This window comes from Superficieibacter sp. (assembly GCF_032071645.1).
Lineage (GTDB): Bacteria > Pseudomonadota > Gammaproteobacteria > Enterobacterales > Enterobacteriaceae > Superficieibacter.
The window spans coordinates 72,077-90,749 of record NZ_DAMAPU010000007.1 but is presented as its reverse complement, the minus strand read 5'-3'; the positions used below and the strand labels follow the sequence as shown (position 1 = coordinate 90,749).

The 18,673-nt window shown below is 56.1% G+C and carries 17 protein-coding genes and 1 pseudogene; 8 read left to right on the top strand and 10 right to left on the bottom strand.

All coding sequences use genetic code 11. The features are described 5' to 3' along the window. Nucleotides 1–26: 26 nt before the first annotated feature. Nucleotides 27–1,034: a LacI family DNA-binding transcriptional regulator gene (locus RT197_RS14530; protein ID WP_312951771.1), complete on the bottom strand. Its 1,008-nt coding sequence runs from the start codon at nt 1,032–1,034 to the stop codon at nt 27–29. A 188-nt stretch (nt 1,035–1,222) separates the two neighbouring features. Here RT197_RS14530 and RT197_RS14525 point away from each other — a divergent pair, with 188 nt between their 5' ends. The 7 genes from RT197_RS14525 to RT197_RS14495 all read left to right on the top strand — a co-directional run bounded on the left by RT197_RS14525 (nt 1,223) and on the right by RT197_RS14495 (nt 8,350). Continuing rightward, entirely contained in the window at nt 1,223–2,965 is a 1,743-nt protein-coding gene (locus RT197_RS14525) for a class I mannose-6-phosphate isomerase (RefSeq protein WP_312951770.1), read from the top strand. A 3-nt stretch (nt 2,966–2,968) separates the two neighbouring features. Then, entirely contained in the window at nt 2,969–3,397 is a 429-nt protein-coding gene (locus RT197_RS14520) for a PTS fructose transporter subunit IIA (protein WP_312951768.1), read from the top strand. 10 nt (nt 3,398–3,407) lie between these two features. After that, nucleotides 3,408–3,902, top strand: a complete 495-nt coding sequence (locus RT197_RS14515) for a PTS sugar transporter subunit IIB (protein WP_312951766.1) — start codon at nt 3,408–3,410, stop codon at nt 3,900–3,902. A gap of 10 nt (nt 3,903–3,912) precedes the next feature. Beyond that, nucleotides 3,913–4,710 carry a PTS sugar transporter subunit IIC gene (locus tag RT197_RS14510; RefSeq protein WP_312951765.1) on the top strand — a complete coding sequence of 266 codons (798 nt, stop codon included), beginning with the start codon at nt 3,913–3,915 and terminating at the stop codon, nt 4,708–4,710. Next, nucleotides 4,710–5,528: a PTS system mannose/fructose/sorbose family transporter subunit IID gene (locus RT197_RS14505; protein WP_312951764.1), complete on the top strand. Its 819-nt coding sequence runs from the start codon at nt 4,710–4,712 to the stop codon at nt 5,526–5,528. The genes RT197_RS14510 and RT197_RS14505 overlap by 1 nt, the downstream gene beginning before the upstream one ends. A 66-nt stretch (nt 5,529–5,594) precedes the next feature. Beyond that, entirely contained in the window at nt 5,595–6,947 is a 1,353-nt protein-coding gene (locus tag RT197_RS14500) for a PTS transporter subunit EIIC (RefSeq protein ID WP_312951762.1), read from the top strand. 20 nt (nt 6,948–6,967) lie between these two features. After that, a complete protein-coding gene (locus tag RT197_RS14495) occupies nt 6,968–8,350 on the top strand; it encodes a glycoside hydrolase family 1 protein (protein WP_312951760.1) in 1,383 nt (460 codons plus the stop codon). Between the two features lie 39 nt (nt 8,351–8,389). On the opposite strand, the gene RT197_RS14490 is transcribed toward RT197_RS14495, so the two are convergent. From RT197_RS14490 to RT197_RS14455, 8 genes and pseudogenes are all read right to left on the bottom strand, one after another. Then, nucleotides 8,390–9,160 carry a glucose-6-phosphate isomerase family protein gene (locus tag RT197_RS14490; RefSeq protein WP_312951758.1) on the bottom strand — a complete coding sequence of 257 codons (771 nt, stop codon included), beginning with the start codon at nt 9,158–9,160 and terminating at the stop codon, nt 8,390–8,392. Beyond that, nucleotides 9,153–9,716, bottom strand: coding sequence for a glucose-6-phosphate isomerase family protein (locus RT197_RS14485; protein ID WP_312951757.1), 564 nt, complete (start codon nt 9,714–9,716; stop codon nt 9,153–9,155). The genes RT197_RS14490 and RT197_RS14485 overlap by 8 nt, the downstream gene beginning before the upstream one ends. Nucleotides 9,717–9,861: 145 nt before the next feature. Beyond that, a complete protein-coding gene (ispH, locus tag RT197_RS14480; RefSeq protein WP_312951756.1) occupies nt 9,862–10,812 on the bottom strand; it encodes a 4-hydroxy-3-methylbut-2-enyl diphosphate reductase in 951 nt (316 codons plus the stop codon). Between the two features lies 1 nt (nt 10,813). Beyond that, on the bottom strand, nt 10,814–11,263 hold the full coding sequence (gene fkpB / locus RT197_RS14475; protein WP_312951754.1) for an FKBP-type peptidyl-prolyl cis-trans isomerase: 450 nt from the start codon (nt 11,261–11,263) through the stop codon (nt 10,814–10,816). Nucleotides 11,264–11,343: 80 nt separating this feature from the next. Beyond that, nucleotides 11,344–11,841 (bottom strand): signal peptidase II, encoded by a 498-nt coding sequence (gene lspA, locus RT197_RS14470; protein WP_312951753.1) that lies wholly within the window; start codon nt 11,839–11,841, stop codon nt 11,344–11,346. Continuing rightward, nucleotides 11,841–14,657, bottom strand: coding sequence for an isoleucine--tRNA ligase (ileS, locus tag RT197_RS14465; protein ID WP_312951751.1), 2,817 nt, complete (start codon nt 14,655–14,657; stop codon nt 11,841–11,843). The genes lspA and ileS overlap by 1 nt, the downstream gene beginning before the upstream one ends. 34 nt (nt 14,658–14,691) lie before the next feature. Beyond that, nucleotides 14,692–15,630, bottom strand: coding sequence for a bifunctional riboflavin kinase/FAD synthetase (gene ribF, locus RT197_RS14460; protein ID WP_312951750.1), 939 nt, complete (start codon nt 15,628–15,630; stop codon nt 14,692–14,694). A gap of 7 nt (nt 15,631–15,637) precedes the next feature. Continuing rightward, nucleotides 15,638–15,849 (bottom strand): annotated as a pseudogene (locus RT197_RS14455) (DUF2575 domain-containing protein); the annotation flags it as partial. A gap of 108 nt (nt 15,850–15,957) precedes the next feature. On the opposite strand from RT197_RS14455, the gene rpsT reads away from it, so the two are divergent. After that, nucleotides 15,958–16,221, top strand: coding sequence for a 30S ribosomal protein S20 (gene rpsT / locus RT197_RS14450; protein ID WP_312951748.1), 264 nt, complete (start codon nt 15,958–15,960; stop codon nt 16,219–16,221). A 291-nt stretch (nt 16,222–16,512) separates the two neighbouring features. Here rpsT and RT197_RS14445 read toward each other — a convergent pair whose 3' ends face one another. Then, entirely contained in the window at nt 16,513–18,666 is a 2,154-nt protein-coding gene (locus RT197_RS14445) for a glycosyl hydrolase family 18 protein (RefSeq protein WP_312951746.1), read from the bottom strand. Nucleotides 18,667–18,673: the final 7 nt, after the last annotated feature.

Below are 18,673 nucleotides of genomic sequence, written 5' to 3'. Positions count from 1 at the left end.
AGGTCATTGCGCATCAAAACCTGGCATTAACGAAAGCCGCACGATTCACGTACCACCAGCGCGGGCGGCAAAATAATGCTCTTTGGCGGTTCGTCGTTGCCCTGAATGCGGCTGAATAACAGTTCTCCGGCCTTGCGGCCAATCTCTTTGGCGGCGACGGAAACCGTGGTTAAGGCGGGCTGGACCAGCGCGGCCTCGCTGATGTCATCAAAACCGACCAGCGCAAAATCGCGCCCCGGCTCGCGGCCCATTTTGCGCAGCGTCTGCATCACGCCCAGCGCGACAATATCCTGATAGCATACCGCCGCCGTGATCTGCGGGTAACGGCTGAACAGGGCTTCCGCCGCCCGCGCCCCGTCGCTCTGGCTGGCTTCGGCTGTGACCAGCCACTCTGCCTTCGGCGCGATGCCGTTTTCCAGCAGTTTGCTGGTAAAGCCGCCGATACGCTGCGAACGCGTTCTGGAATGCTGACTACCGCCGATAAACGCAATATCGCGGTGCCCCATTTTCAACAGGTGCGCCGTCGCCATCTGCGTGCCGAGAAAGTTATCCGTCCCCACGAAATCAAACCCCGGCTCGTCCGGGGGACGCACCACCATAATGGCCGGAATATTGCGCCGCTTTAGCGCCTCGAAAAACGCAGGCGGCGTCTCGCGCGCCGCGCAGAGCACCATTCCGCAGGCGTTATTGCGCATTAACGAATCAACAAATTTTTGCTGCCGCTCGCAGGATTCTTCACTGTTCGCCAGAAACAGCAGCATTTCATGCCGTTCCATTTCATGGCTTAGTCCGGCCGTCATTTCGCCATAAAACGGGTTGGTAATGTCATGCAGCAGCAGGCCGACCTGATTACTGCTGCGGTTGCGCAGATTCGCCGCCGTCTGGTTATAGACGTAGCCGGATTCATCCAGCGCCTGCAATACCCGTTCGCGCGTCGCCGGGGAAATACGCCCCCGGTTGCGTAACACCATTGATACCGTCGCCGTGGATACTCCGGCGCGTTTTGCCACTTCAGCCAGCGTAATTGTGGTCATCGTCTCCCCCTGTTACTGCACAAGATTAATCGAATAACCTTTTTTGTGCCTGTTTCTTTGTGATTCGATTCACACATCCATTCACGAATCGCCTCCACTCGCGGTAAATGACGGGTTAATCGCATTAACCACTCTTCCCACGCAAGGTTAATCGATTAATCTTAATACAATGACAGGGGAGAGAAAGCATGAGTAAAACGCGTTATGACAAATTCCCGGAAGTCGCTGTTAGCGGCTATGACCACTGTGCCTGGCAGGGTCGGGAACCGATCGTTGCCACGCTAAAAGCGAGCCTCGCCCGCCGTCCCCGGACGGTGCTGATCGTGGACTGCTACCCCGGCGTGCGGCTGCACGATCTGGAAACGCAATTGCTGGCGGATCTGGGCGCGGTGCTGACGATCAACGTGGAAACGGCGCGTCGGGATCGGCAGGCGCTGCACGATCTGCTGGCCCGCAACCTGACCGACGACCGGGTATTCGGCGTGCTCTCCTGCCACCAGCTTGCGGAGTTTTTTGACAGCGCCCGCTTAAGCGTCCTGCGCGCTGAGGTTGAGCAGGTTCAGTGCGGGCTGGTGATCGTCTACGGGCCGGGCGCGTCGCTGGTGCATCCCGGCGATGTGCTGATTTACGCCGACCTGCCACGCTGGGAGATCCAGCAGCGGATGCGCAGCGGCGAGCTGGGCAACTGGGGCGCGGACAACGCGGATGAAGAGATGCTCCGGCGCTACAAACGCGCGTTCTTCGTTGAATGGCGGGTCTTTGACCGGCATAAAACCCCGCTGCTCAGACGCATGGATTATCTGCTGGATACCACCCGCCGCGACACGCCCGCGCTGGTCAGCGGCGATGCCCTGCGCGCCGGTCTGGCGCAAACCACCCAGCGCCCCTTCCGGGTGATGCCGTTCTTCGATCCCGGCGTGTGGGGCGGTCAGTGGATGAAAGAAAAGTTCGATCTCGATCCCTCAGCGCCGAATTACGCATGGTGTTTTGATTGCGTGCCCGAGGAAAACAGCCTGTTACTGCGTTTCGGCGCTGTGCGGATCGAGATCCCCTCCCAGGATCTGGTATTGCTGGAGCCACGCGCCCTGCTGGGCGAAAAAGTCCATGCCCGTTTCGGCGCGGAGTTTCCGATCCGTTTTGATTTTCTCGATACCGTCGGCGGGCAAAATCTCAGTTTTCAGGTGCATCCGCTGACGGAATACATCCAGCAGCAGTTCGGGATGCACTACACCCAGGATGAGAGTTATTACATTCTCGATGCCATCCCCGGCGCGACGGTGTTTCTGGGGACCAAAACCGGGACGCAGCCGCAGGCGATGCTGGCCGATCTTCATGCCGCCCAGCGCGGAGAAAAAGCCTTTGATGATGCCCGTTTCGTTAACGCGATCCCGGCGCGTAAGCACGATCACTTTTTAATTCCGGCGGGCACGGTCCACTGCTCCGGGGCGGGGACGATGGTGCTGGAGATCAGCGCCACGCCCTACATTTTTACCTTCAAGCTGTGGGACTGGGGCCGCCTGGGAATGGACGGTCTGCCTCGCCCGGTGCATCTTGCGCACGGCGAACAGGTGATTGACTGGCAGCGCGATACCGACTGGGTGATGAAGAACCTGGTTAACCGGATTGAACCGCTGGCGGAAGGCGACGGCTGGCGCGAGGAGCGCACCGGGCTGCACGAGCGCGAGTTTATCGAAACCCGCCGCCACTGGTTTACCGCCCCGGTGACGCACCATACCCACGGCGGCGTCAACGTGCTGAACCTGGTCGAGGGCGACGAAGCGCGGGTGGAAAGTCCTTCCGGGGCGTTTGAACCCTTTATCGTGCGCTATGCCGAAACCTTTATCGTCCCGGCGAGCGTCGGCGAGTATCGCATTTCACCCACAGGCGAAGGTCAGACGCTGGCGACGGTCAAAGCCTGGGTAAGGGGGTAAATTATGATCCATTTTATTGTTGCCACCCACGGGCCGCTGGCAACGGCACTGCTGGAAAGTAGCCGGATGGTGTACGGCACGCTACCCAACGTGCGGGCCGTCACGCTAAGTGAAGAGGCCGGAATTGACGGGTTTAAGGCCGATTTTAGCCGCGCGCTGGCGGATGCCAGCGACGGCGCGGACGGCGTGCTGGTGCTGTGCGATATGCAGAGCGGCACGCCGTGGAACCTGGCCTGCCAGCTTGCCTTCTCACCGCGCACTGCCCCGCCGGTGGCGGTGGTGGCTGGCGTGAATTTTCCGATGCTGCTGCAAACCGACGAGGTGGGTGATTTCTCTGATGTTAACGCCGCCGCCCGGCAGCTTATCGAGCTGACGCACCCTACGCTGATTCAGGCCGTCCTGACGGTATTCCCCGAGACGGACGACTTTTAAGGAGCACGCTATGAGTATTTCATTTGTTCGCATCGATGACCGGGTGATCCACGGCCAGTTGATCACTCGCTGGGCGAAGGAGCTACCCTGCGACGGCATTGTGGCGATTGACGACGCCGTTGCCGCCGATCCCCTGCTCTCCTCGGTGATGAAAGGTGCCGTCCAGGATACCAAAGTCTGGCTGTTCGATACCGCTACCGCGATTGAAAAGCTGCCGAAAGTGATTGCCAGCGACAAGCGCTACTTCGTGATTGGCAAATCGCCGATTACCCTGCAACGCCTTGAGGAAGCGGGCATCAGTCTGCAAAACGCCAACGGCAAGATCAACGTCGGCCCGATGAGCGCCCGCGCGGGTACGACCACCATCGGACCCAACCAGTCGGTCAACGCCGGGGAAATCGCCGCCTTTGACTGGCTGACGGCGCGCGGGCATCTCGTTGAATTTCGGCTGGTGCCGGATGCCAGCGCTTATCAATGGCAGGACGCCCGGCAAAAGCTGAAATAAGGAACACACCATGTTTATCGAAGCTTCGTTAATTGGCATCCTCTGCTATCTCGGCGCGCTCAGTAGCCCCTGGCTGCTGGGGCTGACCGGCGGCTGGTATCTGATCACCCGTCCGCTGGTCTCCGGTTTACTGGTCGGCCTGATCCTCGGCGATGTAAAAACCGGCATTATGATTGGCGTCGCGGTGCAGGCGGTGTATATCGCGATGGTGACGCCCGGCGGCTCAATGCCCGCCGATCTGAACTTCGTGGCTTTCCCGGCGATTGCGCTGGGGGTGCTGTCCGGTCAGGGGCCGGAAGTGGCGGTTGCGCTGGCCGCCACCATCGGAATTGCCGGAACCATTCTGTTCAACGCGATGATGGTACTGAACTCATTCTGGAACCACCGCGCGGATACGGCGATTGAACAGGACAACCCGCGCGGAATTTATCTCAACAGCGTGATCTTCCCGCAGGCCACCAACTTCCTGCTGCGCTTTATTCCCACGTTTATCGCGGTCTATTTTGGCGCGCAGTACATCAGCGGCTTTATGGAAAGTCTGCCGAAAATGGTGCTGTCGACCATGAACGTGCTGGGCGGGATCTTACCTGCCGTCGGTATCGCCATTTTGCTTAAGCAGATCATCAAAAGTTATTCCCTGCTGATCTACTTCCTGGTGGGCTTTGTGTGCATTGTTTTTCTGAAGCTCAATATGGTGGCGCTGGTGATCGTCGGCGCGCTGCTGGCGCTGATCCACTACAACTACAAACCGGAACCGCAGACCAGCGCCAGCGCGCCGCGTGCGGCAGATGATGAGGATGAATTCTGATGGAAGATCGCAAACTTACCCGATCCGATCTGCGCCGCTGCTGGCGGGCGTGGATGATGCACAATCTGTCATCGATGAGTTTTGAACGCCTGGAATCGCTTGGCTTCTGCCTCAGTATGCTGCCCGTCGCCCGCAAACTGTACCCGGATGTCGCGCAGCGCACCGAAATGCTGCGCCGCCACGCCTCTTTCTACAATACCGAGCCGCAGCTTGGGGCCATCGTTAACGGCATGGTGCTGGGGCTGGAAGAGAAAAAAGCCAACGGTGAACCGATTGACGGCGAGACGATTAACACGCTGAAAGTCGGGCTGATGGGGCCGGTGGCGGGCATTGGCGACTCCATGATCCCCGGTATGCTGATCCCTATTTTGCTCAGCATCGGCATGGCGCTGGCGGCGGGTGGCAGCATCCTCGGCCCACTGTTTTATACCGTCGCCTGGCTGGCCATCATCATTCCCGGCTCGTGGCTGCTGTTTCTGAAAGGCTACAAAATGGGGTCCGGCTCGGTGGAGATGCTGGTCAGCAGCAAATCCACGCGCCTGCGTGAGGCGTTGTCATTACTGGGCGTATTTGTGATGGGCGGCGTGGCGGCGAGCTACGTCAAGCTCGGCACCGGGCTGGAGTTTATTACCAAAGACGGCGTGAATATTCATGTTCAGCAAATGCTGGACGGCATTTTCCCACAGCTGCTGCCGCTGATTGTGGTGCTGGGCACCTGGTATCTGATGGCGAAACGCGGCGTGTCGCCGGTCAAAGCCATGCTGTTACTGCTGGCGTTGGCTGCCGCTGGGGTGGCGAGCGGTCTGTTTGCCGGTTAATCGCGGCTTATTCACAGGGAGGACATACCTTTTATTAGCAACCAGCCGTAAGCACCACAATGAAAGATGAAGGCCAGTAAATATGAGCGCCGCCCGTTACCGGGCGCTCAAAGGACGATCTTTTTGGCTATGGAGATAGTTATGAATAACATTGAGGGTTTTTTAGAAAAATGGCTTATTCCGGCAGGTAATTGGGTCGCAAATAACAGCACTTTAACGATATTAAAAAATGCAATGATATCGTTAATCCCAATTACCATTGGCGGCTCGTGCGCCTTAATTATTATGTATTTTCCGTTTATTGAAAAAGTTGTTCCCGACGCTGCATTACTTTTTATCAGAGAAATGCTGTCGCCGATTGTTGATATTACTCTGGGGTTTATTTCCGTCTACCTGATTCTCTGCATCGGTTATTTTTATGCGAAGCAGCATCAAACTTCGCTACTTTTTACCATTGTTATCGTGGCAGGATCGTTCTTTATATTGATTCCGTTTACGCTAACGACCAATGCTGAAGGCATGAGCGGCGTCACCATTCCCACCCAATATCTTGGCTCGGCAGGCATGTTTGTCGGGATTATCTCATCCTTTTTCTCCTGCAAACTGTATCACTGGTTAACAACAAAAAACTTAGCCATTAAATTACCGGAGATGGTGCCGCCGAACGTGGCGAACTCGTTTATCACCCTGCTTCCGCTGATCATCACGTTTTTCGCCATGGCGCTTGTCCGCTACGGCTTCGTGTTAACGCCCTACGGGAACATGAATAAATTTATTTATGAAGTGCTGCAACTGCCGCTGGTTAACATTGGGACCGGACTGATACCTACCGCCATCGCCGCCGTATTTATTCAGCTGTTCTGGTTTATGGGGCTGCACGGACAAAGCCTGGTCGGGGCGATTATGTCGCCGCTGTGGCAGGTGGCCTCCACCGCTAACGCGCAGGCTTTTGCTGCCGGAGAAGCCTTGCCCTACATCGTGACCCAGCAGTTTATGGATATTTTTATCGCCCCGCAGTTCTTCTCGCTGGTCATTGCGCTGGTGCTGTTCGCCACAAAAGGCACCTCCGGTGCTGAAATTGGCAAAATCTCAGTCCCGGCAGGCGTGTTTAATATTTCGGAACCGGTCGCCTTTGGCCTGCCGGTGGTGCTCAATGTTTTGACGCTGATCCCCTGGGTTTTGGTGATGGTCGTTTTCGTGATCAGCACCTACCTCTTTATGAGTCTGGGTATGGTTCCCCGCCCCACCGGGGTGCAGATCCCCTGGACCACCCCGCCCTTACTCTCTGGCTTTCTGGCGACTAATTCCATGATGGGCGCGCTGCTTCAGGCATTTAATATTTTTATCGGCGTTTTAATATGGCTGCCCTTTATCCGAATTATTAACAAACAAAATATGATCAAACGCGAGCAAGATTAATTCATCATCAAGGAGTTTCTATGTTTTATCAGTTTCCTGACAATTTTTCCTGGGGAAGCGCGATTTGGGCCCAGGGAACAGAAGGCGCATGGGATCACGACGGCCAAGCGCCGACGGTGTATGAAAAATATTATCAGCAGCACCCGGACCGTTTTTATCAGCAGCAAGGCCCGAATGAAACCTTAGACTGGTATCACCGTTTTCCGGTTTATCACGATTATCTTTCACAATTACAGCACGACAGCTTCCGTACCTCAATTTTGTGGGCAAGGCTGATGCCGGACGGCAAAAATGTTAATCCGCAGGCCGCAGACTATTACCGCTCGCTGTTTCAGGACTTACGCCGTCGCGGTATTAAGGTGTATGTGGTGCTTTACTGGTTTGATATGCCGGTACTGTTTGAAGATCGCGGTGGCTTTGGCAATCGGGAAATTATTGGTGATTTCGTCAACTACTGCCATCACTGCTTCGACCTTTTCGATGACTTAGTGGATATCTGGCACGTCTATAACGAACCGCGTGTTGATGCTGATTTAAAATATCTGGATAACCGCTGCTATCCGAATATCACTGATTTTCGTTATCACAGCCAGGCCATTTTTAATATGGTACTGGCGCACGCTAAAGTGGTTGAATGCTACCGGCAGAATCATTTCCGTAACAAGATTGGCTCGGTGATTGACGTCAGTTATGCCTATCCGCGAAGCCAGCAGGCGGAAGATATTCAGGCGGCGCAAGCTTACAGCCTGTTCAATTATGAATGTTTTCTTGCGCCGCTTATTCACGGCCATTTCCCGGAAAATTATCTCCCGCTGCTGGCGCAGGCGAATGCGGCACCGCAGATCCACGACGGCGATCTGGCGACGATTGCCGCGAATACCATTGATGTACTGGGGGTGAATTACTACTTCCCGGCTCGCATTATGGCGAAAGAAGCCAGCGATACGGTTAAAACCAGCCGTTATGATTTTTATGACTTCTGGGAGATGCCGGGGCGGGTGATGAATACTTCACGCGGCTGGGAGATTTTCCCGCAGGCGCTGTACGATACGCTGGCGATGATCAAAACCCGCTATCGCAATATCGAATGCTATATCAGCGAAAACGGCATGGGCGTTGAGCGGGAATGGCAATACCGGGGCGAGAACGGCGAAATCGCTGATGATTACCGGATCGACTTTCTGAAACAGCATCTGACCGCCGCACACCAGGCCATTGGCGAAGGGGTTAATTTGCACGGTTACCATTTATGGTCATTTATTGATTTATGGTCGCCCAGCAACCAGTTTAAAAATATGTACGGGCTGGTCGAGTTCAATCCTGAAACCAAAGAAACCCGCCTGAAGAAAAGCGCGGGCTGGTATAAACAGGTCATTAATGAGAACGGCTTTTCTGCCGATTAAGGCGGGCAGGTTGCAGGGATTTCCCTGCAACCTGATGCGCTACGGATGAAAATGGTGCCACAGTTCCGCCGATTTATCCGGGCGGGAAATAAACTGGAAGCGCGCCGGATCGGTAATAAATTGCTGGTAGATTGGCGCCTCGGTAATTCCGAATTCGCTGTAGCGCCGGGGGGTAATCACCTGCAACCGTCCCGGCTGGTAATGCGAATTATGCTGCCAGATAATATTGTTATCCTGCACTAAAGGATACCAGGCCAGCCCCTTGTGCGCCCGCACCGCCTCATATTCAAAGCCATACTCCCGGTCGCACCATGCGCCGAAGGTCAGCGCCTCGTCCGGGCTGGCAGAAATGGTGGCGTGCCCCCAGCCCGGCGGCACCAGCACTTTGTCTCCCGGCCCGGCAAGTACGGCAAAGCAGCGGCCCGGATCGTTCTCGACGCGCTCCTGCATATAGATAATCGCTTTCCCCTGCCAGATTTCATACAGCTCCGGCGGCGACCAGCCGCTGTGCTGGCTGATGCGGTGAATGTGCCCCTGACTGCGGATCGGCTCGTCCCCCAGTTTTCCCGCCGCATAGGTGACGACGCCAAACAACAGCATCCGCTTTTGCAGCTCGTCACGATCCTGAAGGCGGGCCACGTCCATCGCAATGGCATACACCCGATCCGGCCCTTCGCAGGCGGGATCGCGCAGCGAGGCGCGGATCTGATCGAGGGTGCGGATCTCCGGCATCGGTCCGGTGACGTCATTACCGTAGCTGAATCCCAGCGGCTGATGATGGATGGTCATGTCCAGGCCAAAGTTAGTCATGGGTCTTCTCCTGCACCCGCGCTTGCCCGCCCTGCTCGATCACCCGCACGCTAAATCCCTGCGCCAGCGCCGCGTAATCGTGCCCGGCCGCGCTCGGCCAGACGGCCAGCGCCGACAGCACCTCGCTTGCGGTATTAATCAGACGATGCGCGGTAAAGCCGGGGATGATATGTACCGAGCCGGGAAAGACGTGCTCAATCCGCGCCTCGCCTTGCGCATCCTGAAGCAGAAGATACCCCGTACCGCGCAGACCGCAATAAACCTCGCCCTGCTCGCGCCGGGCATGAAAATGCCCACGGGTCATAAAATATTCGTCGCCCACTTTCCCCGGCTGGAGATGGGTCACGCCGGTGTAGAGTGCGCCTTCAGGAGAGGGAGAATCAAACATTTCCACGTCATACACCACCTGCTGCGGATCGAATTCCCGCCAGGCGTTGCGATCGGCAAAAACGCCGTTGAGATCCGCGATGCGGGTAGATTTATGGATCAGAGGAGCGCCAGACAGCAGGCCGCTGGCCCACGCCACCTGCGGCGGCTGGGTAATTAAGGTATGCATAATTTTCTCCGGCCCAAGGAGAACAGCAGCGTAATAATAGCAGATTAATCGATTAACCTTGCGGCAGGCGACGAGGTTTTGCGGAGGGGATCACGTTTATGGTCAGGAATATTGTCGGGCTTATCCAGCCCGACCAGGCGAAGCGTTACTCGACTTCCCGCACGTCCACGCGCAGTTCTTTCGGCACTTCGAAGACGATATTTTCTTCGCGCCCTTCAAGCTGAATAGCCTCACCGCCGCCCAGCGCCTGCAGACGGGAAATGACGTTTTGTACCAGCACGTCCGGCGCGGATGCGCCTGCGGTGACGCCCACGCAGTTAACGGTTTTGACCCAGGCTTCCTGGATATCGCTGGCGTCGTCAATCAGATACGCCGCTTTACCCATCCGCTGCGCCAGTTCGGCCAGCCGGTTAGAGTTGGAAGAGTTTTTCGAGCCGACCACCAGCACCACATCCGCCTGTTCAGCCAGCGCGCGCACCGCTTCCTGACGGTTGGTGGTGGCGTAGCAGATATCGTCTTTACGCGGTCCGACGATTTTTGGGAAGCGTTCGCGCAGCGCATCGATCACATCCGAGGTATCATCAACCGAGAGGGTCGTCTGGGTCATAAACGACAGCTTGCTTTCGTCTTTGACGTTCAGCGTCGAGACATCGTCCGGCGATTCGACCAGATACATGCCCCCTGCCGGGTTGCTGTATTGCCCCATAGTGCCTTCCACTTCCGGGTGCCCGGCGTGACCGATCAGAATGGATTCTTCCCCGCGACGGCTGGCGCGCGCCACTTCCATATGCACTTTTGTGACCAGCGGGCAGGTGGCGTCAAAGACGGTGAGATCGCGGCTTTTCGCCTCGTTACGCACCGCCTGGGAGACGCCGTGCGCGGAGAAAATGAGGATCGCGCCGTCCGGCACTTCGCTGATTTGCTCAATGAAAATCGCGCCGCGCTCGCGCAGGGTGTCAACCACGTAGCGGTTATGGACCACTTCATGGCGCACGTAAATCGGCGCGCCGTAAATCGCCAGCGCGTTTTCAACAATGCTGATAGCGCGGTCTACCCCGGCGCAGAAGCCGCGCGGGTTGGCCAACAGGATCTGCATCTTATGCCTCCAGTGCCGGATCGACTTCCAGCACTTCGATATCAAAATGGACGGTTTGCCCGGCCAGCGGATGGTTGAAATCGACGGTGATCGAGTCGCCGTTAATTTCGCGGATCACGCCCGGCATTTCACTGCCATCCATCGCGGTGAAGAGCATAATTGCGCCGATTTCCGGCTCGCCCGCGTCCATAAATTCCCGACGCGAGAAATACTGAATCAGATCCGGGCTGGGAACGCCAAACGCCGCATCCGGCTCCAGAGAAAACGTCGTTTTGTCGCCGTTTTTCAGCCCCAGCAGGTGCTGCTCCAGCCCTTCGGAGAGCGACGCATCGCCAAGACGAAACAGCGCCGGTTTCCCGTTATTGCGCGTCGATTCGGCGGTCGAGCCATCTTCCAGCTTCAGCGTGAAATGCACCAGCACCGCGCTGTTGCTTTGTACAGAATTAGACATGCAGATTGCTCTGTTATAGTGCCCGATGGCGGGCCGACATTTATTACAGGCCGGATAGCGTAACGCTATCCGGCAATGTTTTAAGCGACTTTCTTTGCTCTGGAAGGCAGAAACCCTTCCAGCACAATCAGCGCCGCACCGATGCAGATAGCGCTGTCGGCAAGGTTGAAGGTGGCAAAATGCCAGTCGCCGACGTAGAAATCGATCATATCGACGACGAAGCCGTGCCATAAGCGGTCGAACAGATTGCCCAGCGCACCGCCAATAATCAGCGCGTAAGCAATATTGTTCAGCTTCTGCGTGGCCTGCGAGCGGTACATCATCACCGCCAGGACCAGAGAGATCCCGATGGCGATGCCCGCAAAGAACCAGCGCTGCCAGCCGCCGCTATCCGCCAGAAAACTAAATGCCGCGCCATAGTTACGCGCATAATGCAGATTAAGCGACGGGAACAGGGACACTGTATCCCCCAGAGCAAAATTCTGGAGGATCAGGTATTTACTGCCCAGATCGATAATCAGCACGACTACCACCAGCCACAGCCAGCGTAGCCCTGTTGAAGAGATCGGTTTACTCATCAGGCGAACTTACGTTTTTCGCCGTCACCGGCGACGTTGACCACACAGCGGCCGCAGATTTCTGCGTGTTCCGCCACCTTACCGACGTCCTGAGTATAGTGCCAGCAGCGCGGGCACTTCTCACCTTCGGCTTTGCTCAGAGACACTTTCAGATCTTTGAGTAATTCGCTTTGCTGCGCATCAGCAGGCGCGTTGGCATAATCGGCAACGCTGGCCCCTGAGGTCAACAGGACAAATCGCAATTCGTCACCCAGCGCCGTCAGTTTAGCCGCCAGTTCAGGTTGTGCAAATAACGTCACCGAGGCTTCCAGAGAGCCGCCGACTTTTTTGTCGGTACGCGCCTGTTCGATCACCTTGTTCACTTCCCCACGCACTTTCAGCAGTTCGTCCCAGAAGGCATCGTTCATGGCTTCAGTTTCCGCAAGACCGAAAAGCCCCTGATACCACTCACCGGTGAAGACGTATTTTTCACGCTCGCCCGGCAGGTAGCCCCAGATTTCATCTGCGGTGAAGGACATGATCGGAGCCATCCAGCGTACCAGCGCTTCGGCGATGTGATACAGCGCGGTCTGGCAGCTACGACGCGCGACGCTGTCCGCTTTGGTGGTGTACTGGCGGTCTTTAATGATATCGAGCCAGAAAGACCCCATTTCGACGGAGCAGAAGCGCATCAGGCGCTGAACGACTTCGAGGAAATCGTAGGATTCGTAGGCGTTGATAATATCGTCCTGCGCCGCTTTTGCGCAGCCGACCGCCCAGCGATCCAGCACCACCATGTCTTCCGGTTTCACCATATCAGTTTCAGGGTTGAAGCCGTTGAGGTTCGCCAGCAGGAAACGCGCGGTGTTACGGATACGACGATAGCTGTCGGCAGCACGTTTGAGGATCTCGTCGGAAACGGCCATTTCGCCGGTGTAGTCCGTTGATGCCACCCACAGACGCAGAATGTCCGCGCCCAGTTTGTTCATCACATCCTGTGGCGATACGGTGTTACCGATGGATTTGGACATTTTACGGCCCTGACCATCAACGGTGAAGCCGTGGGTCAGTACCTGGCGGTAAGGCGCTTTGCCTTTCATGGCGGTGGAGATCATCAGCGAGGACATAAACCAGCCGCGATGCTGATCCGAGCCTTCCAGATACATATCCGCCGCGTGACCCGCGAATTCCGGGCGTACGTCAACCACGGACGCGTGGGTTGAACCGGAGTCAAACCAGACGTCGAGGGTATCCGGTACTTTCACGTAGTTGTCGGCGTCGTCACCGAGGATGTCGCGGGGATCGAGATCCCACCATGCCTGAATGCCGTCAACTTCCACACGTTTGGCAACGTCTTCGATCAGTTCCAGCGTGCGCGGGTGCAACTCTTCCGTCTCTTTGTGGACGAACAGCGACATCGGCACACCCCAGGTACGCTGGCGGGAGATACACCAGTCAGGACGGTTAGCGACCATTGATTCGATACGCGCCTGGCCCCAGTCCGGGATCCACTGCACGCCTTTGATTTCGCTAAGCGACTGCGCACGCAGACCTTTTTGATCCATGCTGACAAACCACTGCGGCGTGGCGCGGAAGATAATCGGCGTCTTGTGACGCCAGCAGCACGGATAGCTGTGCTGCATTTTTTCTACGTGCAGCAGCGCGCCTTTTTCACCCAGCATGGTAACGATGGCATCGTTGGCTTTGAACACGTTCACGCCGTCCAGACCCGGCCAGGTTCCCGGCAGATAAGTGCCGTCCGGGCCGACCGGGTTAGCGATCTCCAGACCGTATTTCTGGCTGATGGTGTAGTCGTCAGGACCGTGACCACCTGCGGTATGGACCGCGCCCGTACCGGCATCCAGCGTAACGTGATCGCCGAGGATCGCCGGAACGTCGAAGCCCATAAACGGATGGGTAAAGCGCAGCAGCTCCAGTTCAGACCCTTTTACGGTGCCGAGGATGCTGTAATCGGCAACGCCGATGCGCTGCATGACGCTTTCAACCAGATCTTTGGCGAGGATCAGCGCCTGCCCTTCGACCTGGACCAGCGCGTAGTCAAATTCCGGGGAGAGCGAGATCGCCCGGTTGGCTGGCAGGGTCCACGGGGTGGTGGTCCAGATCACCAGCGAGATCGGGCCGCTAACGCCAGGCAGACCAAATTTCGCCTGCACCGCCGCCTGATCGACCGCCTGGAAGGCAACGTCGATGGACGGCGAGGTTTTGTCGTAATACTCGACTTCCGCTTCCGCCAGCGCAGAACGGCAGTCTACGCACCAGTGCACCGGCTTCGCGCCTTTGTGCAGGTGGCCGTTGCCGATGATTTTACCCAGCGCGCGGATGATGTTGGCTTCGGTTTTGAAGTCCATGGTCAGGTACGGATGCGACCAGTCGCCGAGCACGCCCAGGCGGATAAAGTCTTTACGCTGCCCTTCAACCTGACCGGCGGCGTATTCGCGGCATTTCGCGCGGAACTCGGCGGCGGTGAATTTCTCGCCCGGCTTGCCAAATTCCTGCTCAACTTTCAGTTCGATCGGCAGACCGTGGCAGTCCCAGCCTGGCACGTAAGGCGAGTCAAAACCGGAAAGCCCTTTAGACTTGATAATAATGTCTTTCAGGATCTTGTTAACTGAGTGACCAATATGAATGCTGCCATTCGCATAAGGAGGGCCATCATGCAGAATGAAGGTTTTTTTGCCTTTTTTGGCCGCACGGATGATGCCGTACAGGTCATCATCGGTCCAACGCGCCAGCATTCCCGGTTCGCGTTTGGCGAGGTCGCCACGCATCGGGAACCCTGTTTCCGGCAAATTCAGGGTTGATTTATAGTCACTCATCAGATTCTCGTTTCCGTATTTTATTACTCAGGCGTTAAGCCGGGTTTGATAGCCCAAAAAATTCACGGGCAGTTAACTCATCTTTGGCGATTTGCGCTTTCAGTTCGTCGAGGGAGGCAAATCGCTGCTCGCTGCGTATTTTTTTGCGCAGCACTACATCTATATGGCGACCGTAAAGGTCCATTGCAACGTCAAGCAGGTGAACTTCAAGCTGCTGGCGCACGCCTGCCACCGTCGGGCGGGTGCCAATGTTTGCCACGCCGGGCAGAGGCTTTTCACCGAGGCCCATCACTTCAACCGCATACACGCCTTTCACCGGCGTGACCTGGCGGCGCAGTGGGACATTCGCCGTCGGAAAGCCAATTGTGCGCCCTAACTCGTCGCCGTGGACCACGCGCCCGGAGATGGTGAACGGATGGCCCAGCAGGCTTTCAGCCAGCGCGAGATCGTCTTCTGCCAGCGCACGGCGCACGGCGGTACTGCTGATCCGCACACCGCCTTCACAGAAGGTCTGGGTGCTGGTGACGTCAAAACCATACTCTGCGCCAGCCTTCTGTAATAACAAGAAATCGCCCTGGCGACCAGCACCAAAGCGGAAATCATCACCTACGGCCAGAAACTGCACGCCGAGACGGTCGACCAGCAGGTCGCTGATAAAGGCCTGCGCCGTCAGCGCGGCAAAGCGCCTGTCGAAGCGCAAACAAAGGACGTAATCGACCCCGCATTCTGCCAGATAGCGCAGCTTTTCACGCAGCCGCGTCAGGCGGGCGGGGGATTTATCCGGGGCAAACAGCTCCAGCGGCTGCGGTTCAAAAATCATCACCACAACCGGGAGATGACGGGCCTGCCCTTCCGCACGCAAATTTTTCAGCAGCGCCTGGTGTCCGCGATGCACGCCGTCGAAATTACCAATGGTTAGCACACACCCGCGTGGGGCCTGGCTGAGGTTATGTATGCCGCGTATCAGCTTCATCTCTGGCTCAAAACAGTGAAAATCGTCGGATTATACCTTGTACAGCAGGCGACGTTAACCGACGATTGCATCCTTAAGCAGAAAGAGGCAGCGATTTCAGCCACCTTGCGGTGCATACAGGAAAATCTATCGCCAGACTGCGATTTTTATGGCGGAAAAGCTGTATTCACGCGGCGCAAGCTGGTAGAATCCTGCGCCATCACTACGTAACGAGCGTCGCCGTAATAACGACGCTTATTTGCACAAATCCATTGACAAAAGAAGGCTAACCGGGCATATTCCTCGGCCTTTGAATTGTCCATAAAGATCACATTTGGGAGTTGGACCTTGGCTAATATCAAATCAGCTAAGAAGCGCGCCGTTCAGTCTGAGAAGGCTCGCAAGCACAACGCAAGCCGTCGCTCTATGATGCGTACCTTCATTAAGAAAGTATACGCAGCCATCGAAACTGGCGACAAAGCTGCTGCACAGAAAGCATTTGACGAAATGCAACCGATCGTGGATCGTCAGGCCGCAAAAGGTCTGATCCACAAAAACAAAGCTGCGCGTCATAAAGCTAACCTGACCGCACAGATCAACAAACTGGCTTAATCGCCTGATTGTTGAAGCTTTGTGAAAAACCCGCGCAAGCGGGTTTTTTTATGCCTGCTGACTTTCCAGAAACGTATTACCCTCCCCAACACCAAAACCTTAACGTTACCCATCCGCATGGAGCAGGCAAAATGATGTCTGGCATTGAAAGCATCTTGCCGCAGCTTGTCGGATTCACGATATGAATAGTTTTTCGCCCTGTTCGGAATACGCGGTTTATACTGGCGTAAGCCTCAGAAAAAAAGCCCCGAATCGCTTCGGGGCTTGATAATAGCAACAAGGTTTTAAAACTTAGTACGCGCCGAGATCGGTCCAGACTGAACCCTGGCTGCAGTTTTCATCCGGCTGCTCGCCCTGGCTCCACCATTTCACCTGGTAGTTGTGGCCTTTCCAGCTGACGGTTTCAAACGCGCCCCAGGTTGCGCCATAAACTGTGTTGGCATCCCACCACGGGTGCGGAGCGTTCGGATCGGCAGGGGTGGTTTCTTCTTCGTCGTACTCGAAGTCATCTTCGTCGTACTCGTAGTCGTCATCGCCGTAATCGTAGTCATCATCGCCGTACTCGTCGTCGTTGTACTCGTCTTCTTCCTCATCTTCCGGTTTAATTTTGGAAGCCGCAGGCACAACGGTCAGGACAAAACGCTGCTGGGTAGAAGGCTCGCCCCAGGTATCACGCACGAACAGCGTAAAGGTGAACTCAGTGTCAGAAGTCACTTTCGGCGCGTTGAATTCGATAGATTCGGTGGTTTTATCTGCAACGTCGATATCTGCCGGTACGCCCCAGCTGAAGCTCATTTCGTCGTTGTCTTCATCGGACGATTTTGCCCCGGACAGACGAATGCGGGAACCGCCAACAACGTGCAGTTCAATCGCGGCTTTCGGTGCATGGTTCACCGTCGGCGCTTGTTTGTCTTCTTCTTCCTCTTCTTTTTCTTCTTCTTTGGTCACGTTAATGCCTTCGAAGTAGAACGGCTCCATGTCGATGACTTTTTTGCTGATCTCATAACCCAGGCCTTCACGCGCGGCGTTAACCAGCACGCCGTTGTCCTGATCGATAGTCCAGGTAAAGAAGCCGCCCAGGCCCAGTTTCGCTGCATATTCGCCTTTCGCTTTCACGGTACGCGGGGTATCCAGAGAAATGAACAGTTTGGATTCCGGGTTGTACAGGTAGTCAGCGTTGGCTTTCTGGTCGGTGTACACGTTAAAGCCGTTACGGCCTTTCTGGTTTTCCAGATCCAGGTAGTTGTAAATCACGTCGTACCATTCAGACGTACCGGATTCAAACGAACCGGTGGTGGTGCCTTCACCTGGGTTGTAGGTGCCTTCCAGCGGAGAGAAGCTGGAGATTTCTGCGTTGCGACCGTTACGGGTGTAGCCTGCGTAACCGATGTTGATACGCTCAGCCGGGAAGCCCTGGGCCAGCAGGTGATCGACGATGGAATCTACTGCCCAGCCGCCTGCGGTCAGTGCATTCAGGTTGGTGTGGTGAGTCAGCGTCTCAGCCCACGGCGTACCGAAGAAGTCGTAGGTCATCACGTTAACGAAATCCATACCGGATTTCACCAGCGTATGAACGTCGGCGTAGTCGATGTTGGCAGCAACAGCAGAAGCGGCGATGGAGATTTTCACGTCTTTGCGGTTAGCCGCGTCCAGCTGCTTACGCACTTCCGCGATCAGCAGAGCAAAGTTCGCGCCGTCTTCGGCACCGTAAGGGTTGCCCGCCGCTTCAACGTTCGGGTATTCCCAGTCCAGGTCCACGCCGCTGAACATCGGGAACTGTTTGAACAGTTTCACCACGCCTTTCGCGAAGGTTTTACGGGAAGCGTCAGAGGCCGCCGTTTCGTGGAAACCGTTACTCATGGTCCAGCCGCCGATGCTCATGGACAGCTCAAGGTTGTGGCCCATGCTTTTCGCTTTGGCCTGCAGATCGCGCATACCGCCGAGGAAGCCTTTGGTATTTGCCTGAGTGACGGTCTTCGGATCAACGTCCCAGCCGCTCTCAGTGTGACCCACGTTTTCGTAAGACTGGAAATCGCCCCACGGATCGAGGAAAGTCGGCTCGTATTTCACTTTGCCGCACAGTTCAGCCGCTTCTGCGACGACGTCACGCGCCATGCCGTCCACTTTATGGAAGCCCACGATGCCCACGAAGCCGACAATGATTTTGTCGTAAGCCGTCGGAGAGACATTCATCAGATCGTAACCGCGACCACGGTTAGCAGGAACATCGTCGCCCTGCAAACGCGCATCGTACTGAGACCAGTCAGTGAAGTAGCCAAACACTTTCGGTTTAGAGGCATCAGCTTTGTACTGGTTGTAGACCGGTTTAGCTACGCGGGCAGAAGTGTAGCTATATTTGCTGTCTTCTGTTGCCGGGTTAAAGCCGTCAGCGGCATGACTGGTTTCTGTGAGAGTATCACTCTTAATGAGCTTGCTCTGTGCCATGATTAAT

What these genes read in the sequence shown, in the direction of transcription:
- fkpB (WP_312951754.1), bottom strand. Translation starts at nt 11,263, where the DNA reads ATGTCTAATTCTGTACAAAGCAACAGCGCGGTGCTGGTGCATTTCACG.
- RT197_RS14505 (WP_312951764.1), top strand. Translation starts at nt 4,710, where the DNA reads ATGGAAGATCGCAAACTTACCCGATCCGATCTGCGCCGCTGCTGGCGG.
- RT197_RS14485 (WP_312951757.1), bottom strand. Translation starts at nt 9,716, where the DNA reads ATGCATACCTTAATTACCCAGCCGCCGCAGGTGGCGTGGGCCAGCGGC.
- RT197_RS14500 (WP_312951762.1), top strand. Translation starts at nt 5,595, where the DNA reads ATGAAGGCCAGTAAATATGAGCGCCGCCCGTTACCGGGCGCTCAAAGG.
- RT197_RS14520 (WP_312951768.1), top strand. Translation starts at nt 2,969, where the DNA reads ATGATCCATTTTATTGTTGCCACCCACGGGCCGCTGGCAACGGCACTG.
- RT197_RS14530 (WP_312951771.1), bottom strand. Translation starts at nt 1,034, where the DNA reads ATGACCACAATTACGCTGGCTGAAGTGGCAAAACGCGCCGGAGTATCC.
- RT197_RS14490 (WP_312951758.1), bottom strand. Translation starts at nt 9,160, where the DNA reads ATGACTAACTTTGGCCTGGACATGACCATCCATCATCAGCCGCTGGGA.
- ileS (WP_312951751.1), bottom strand. Translation starts at nt 14,657, where the DNA reads ATGAGTGACTATAAATCAACCCTGAATTTGCCGGAAACAGGGTTCCCG.
- RT197_RS14525 (WP_312951770.1), top strand. Translation starts at nt 1,223, where the DNA reads ATGAGTAAAACGCGTTATGACAAATTCCCGGAAGTCGCTGTTAGCGGC.
- RT197_RS14515 (WP_312951766.1), top strand. Translation starts at nt 3,408, where the DNA reads ATGAGTATTTCATTTGTTCGCATCGATGACCGGGTGATCCACGGCCAG.
- RT197_RS14495 (WP_312951760.1), top strand. Translation starts at nt 6,968, where the DNA reads ATGTTTTATCAGTTTCCTGACAATTTTTCCTGGGGAAGCGCGATTTGG.
- ribF (WP_312951750.1), bottom strand. Translation starts at nt 15,630, where the DNA reads ATGAAGCTGATACGCGGCATACATAACCTCAGCCAGGCCCCACGCGGG.
- ispH (WP_312951756.1), bottom strand. Translation starts at nt 10,812, where the DNA reads ATGCAGATCCTGTTGGCCAACCCGCGCGGCTTCTGCGCCGGGGTAGAC.
- lspA (WP_312951753.1), bottom strand. Translation starts at nt 11,841, where the DNA reads ATGAGTAAACCGATCTCTTCAACAGGGCTACGCTGGCTGTGGCTGGTG.
- RT197_RS14445 (WP_312951746.1), bottom strand. Translation starts at nt 18,666, where the DNA reads ATGGCACAGAGCAAGCTCATTAAGAGTGATACTCTCACAGAAACCAGT.
- RT197_RS14510 (WP_312951765.1), top strand. Translation starts at nt 3,913, where the DNA reads ATGTTTATCGAAGCTTCGTTAATTGGCATCCTCTGCTATCTCGGCGCG.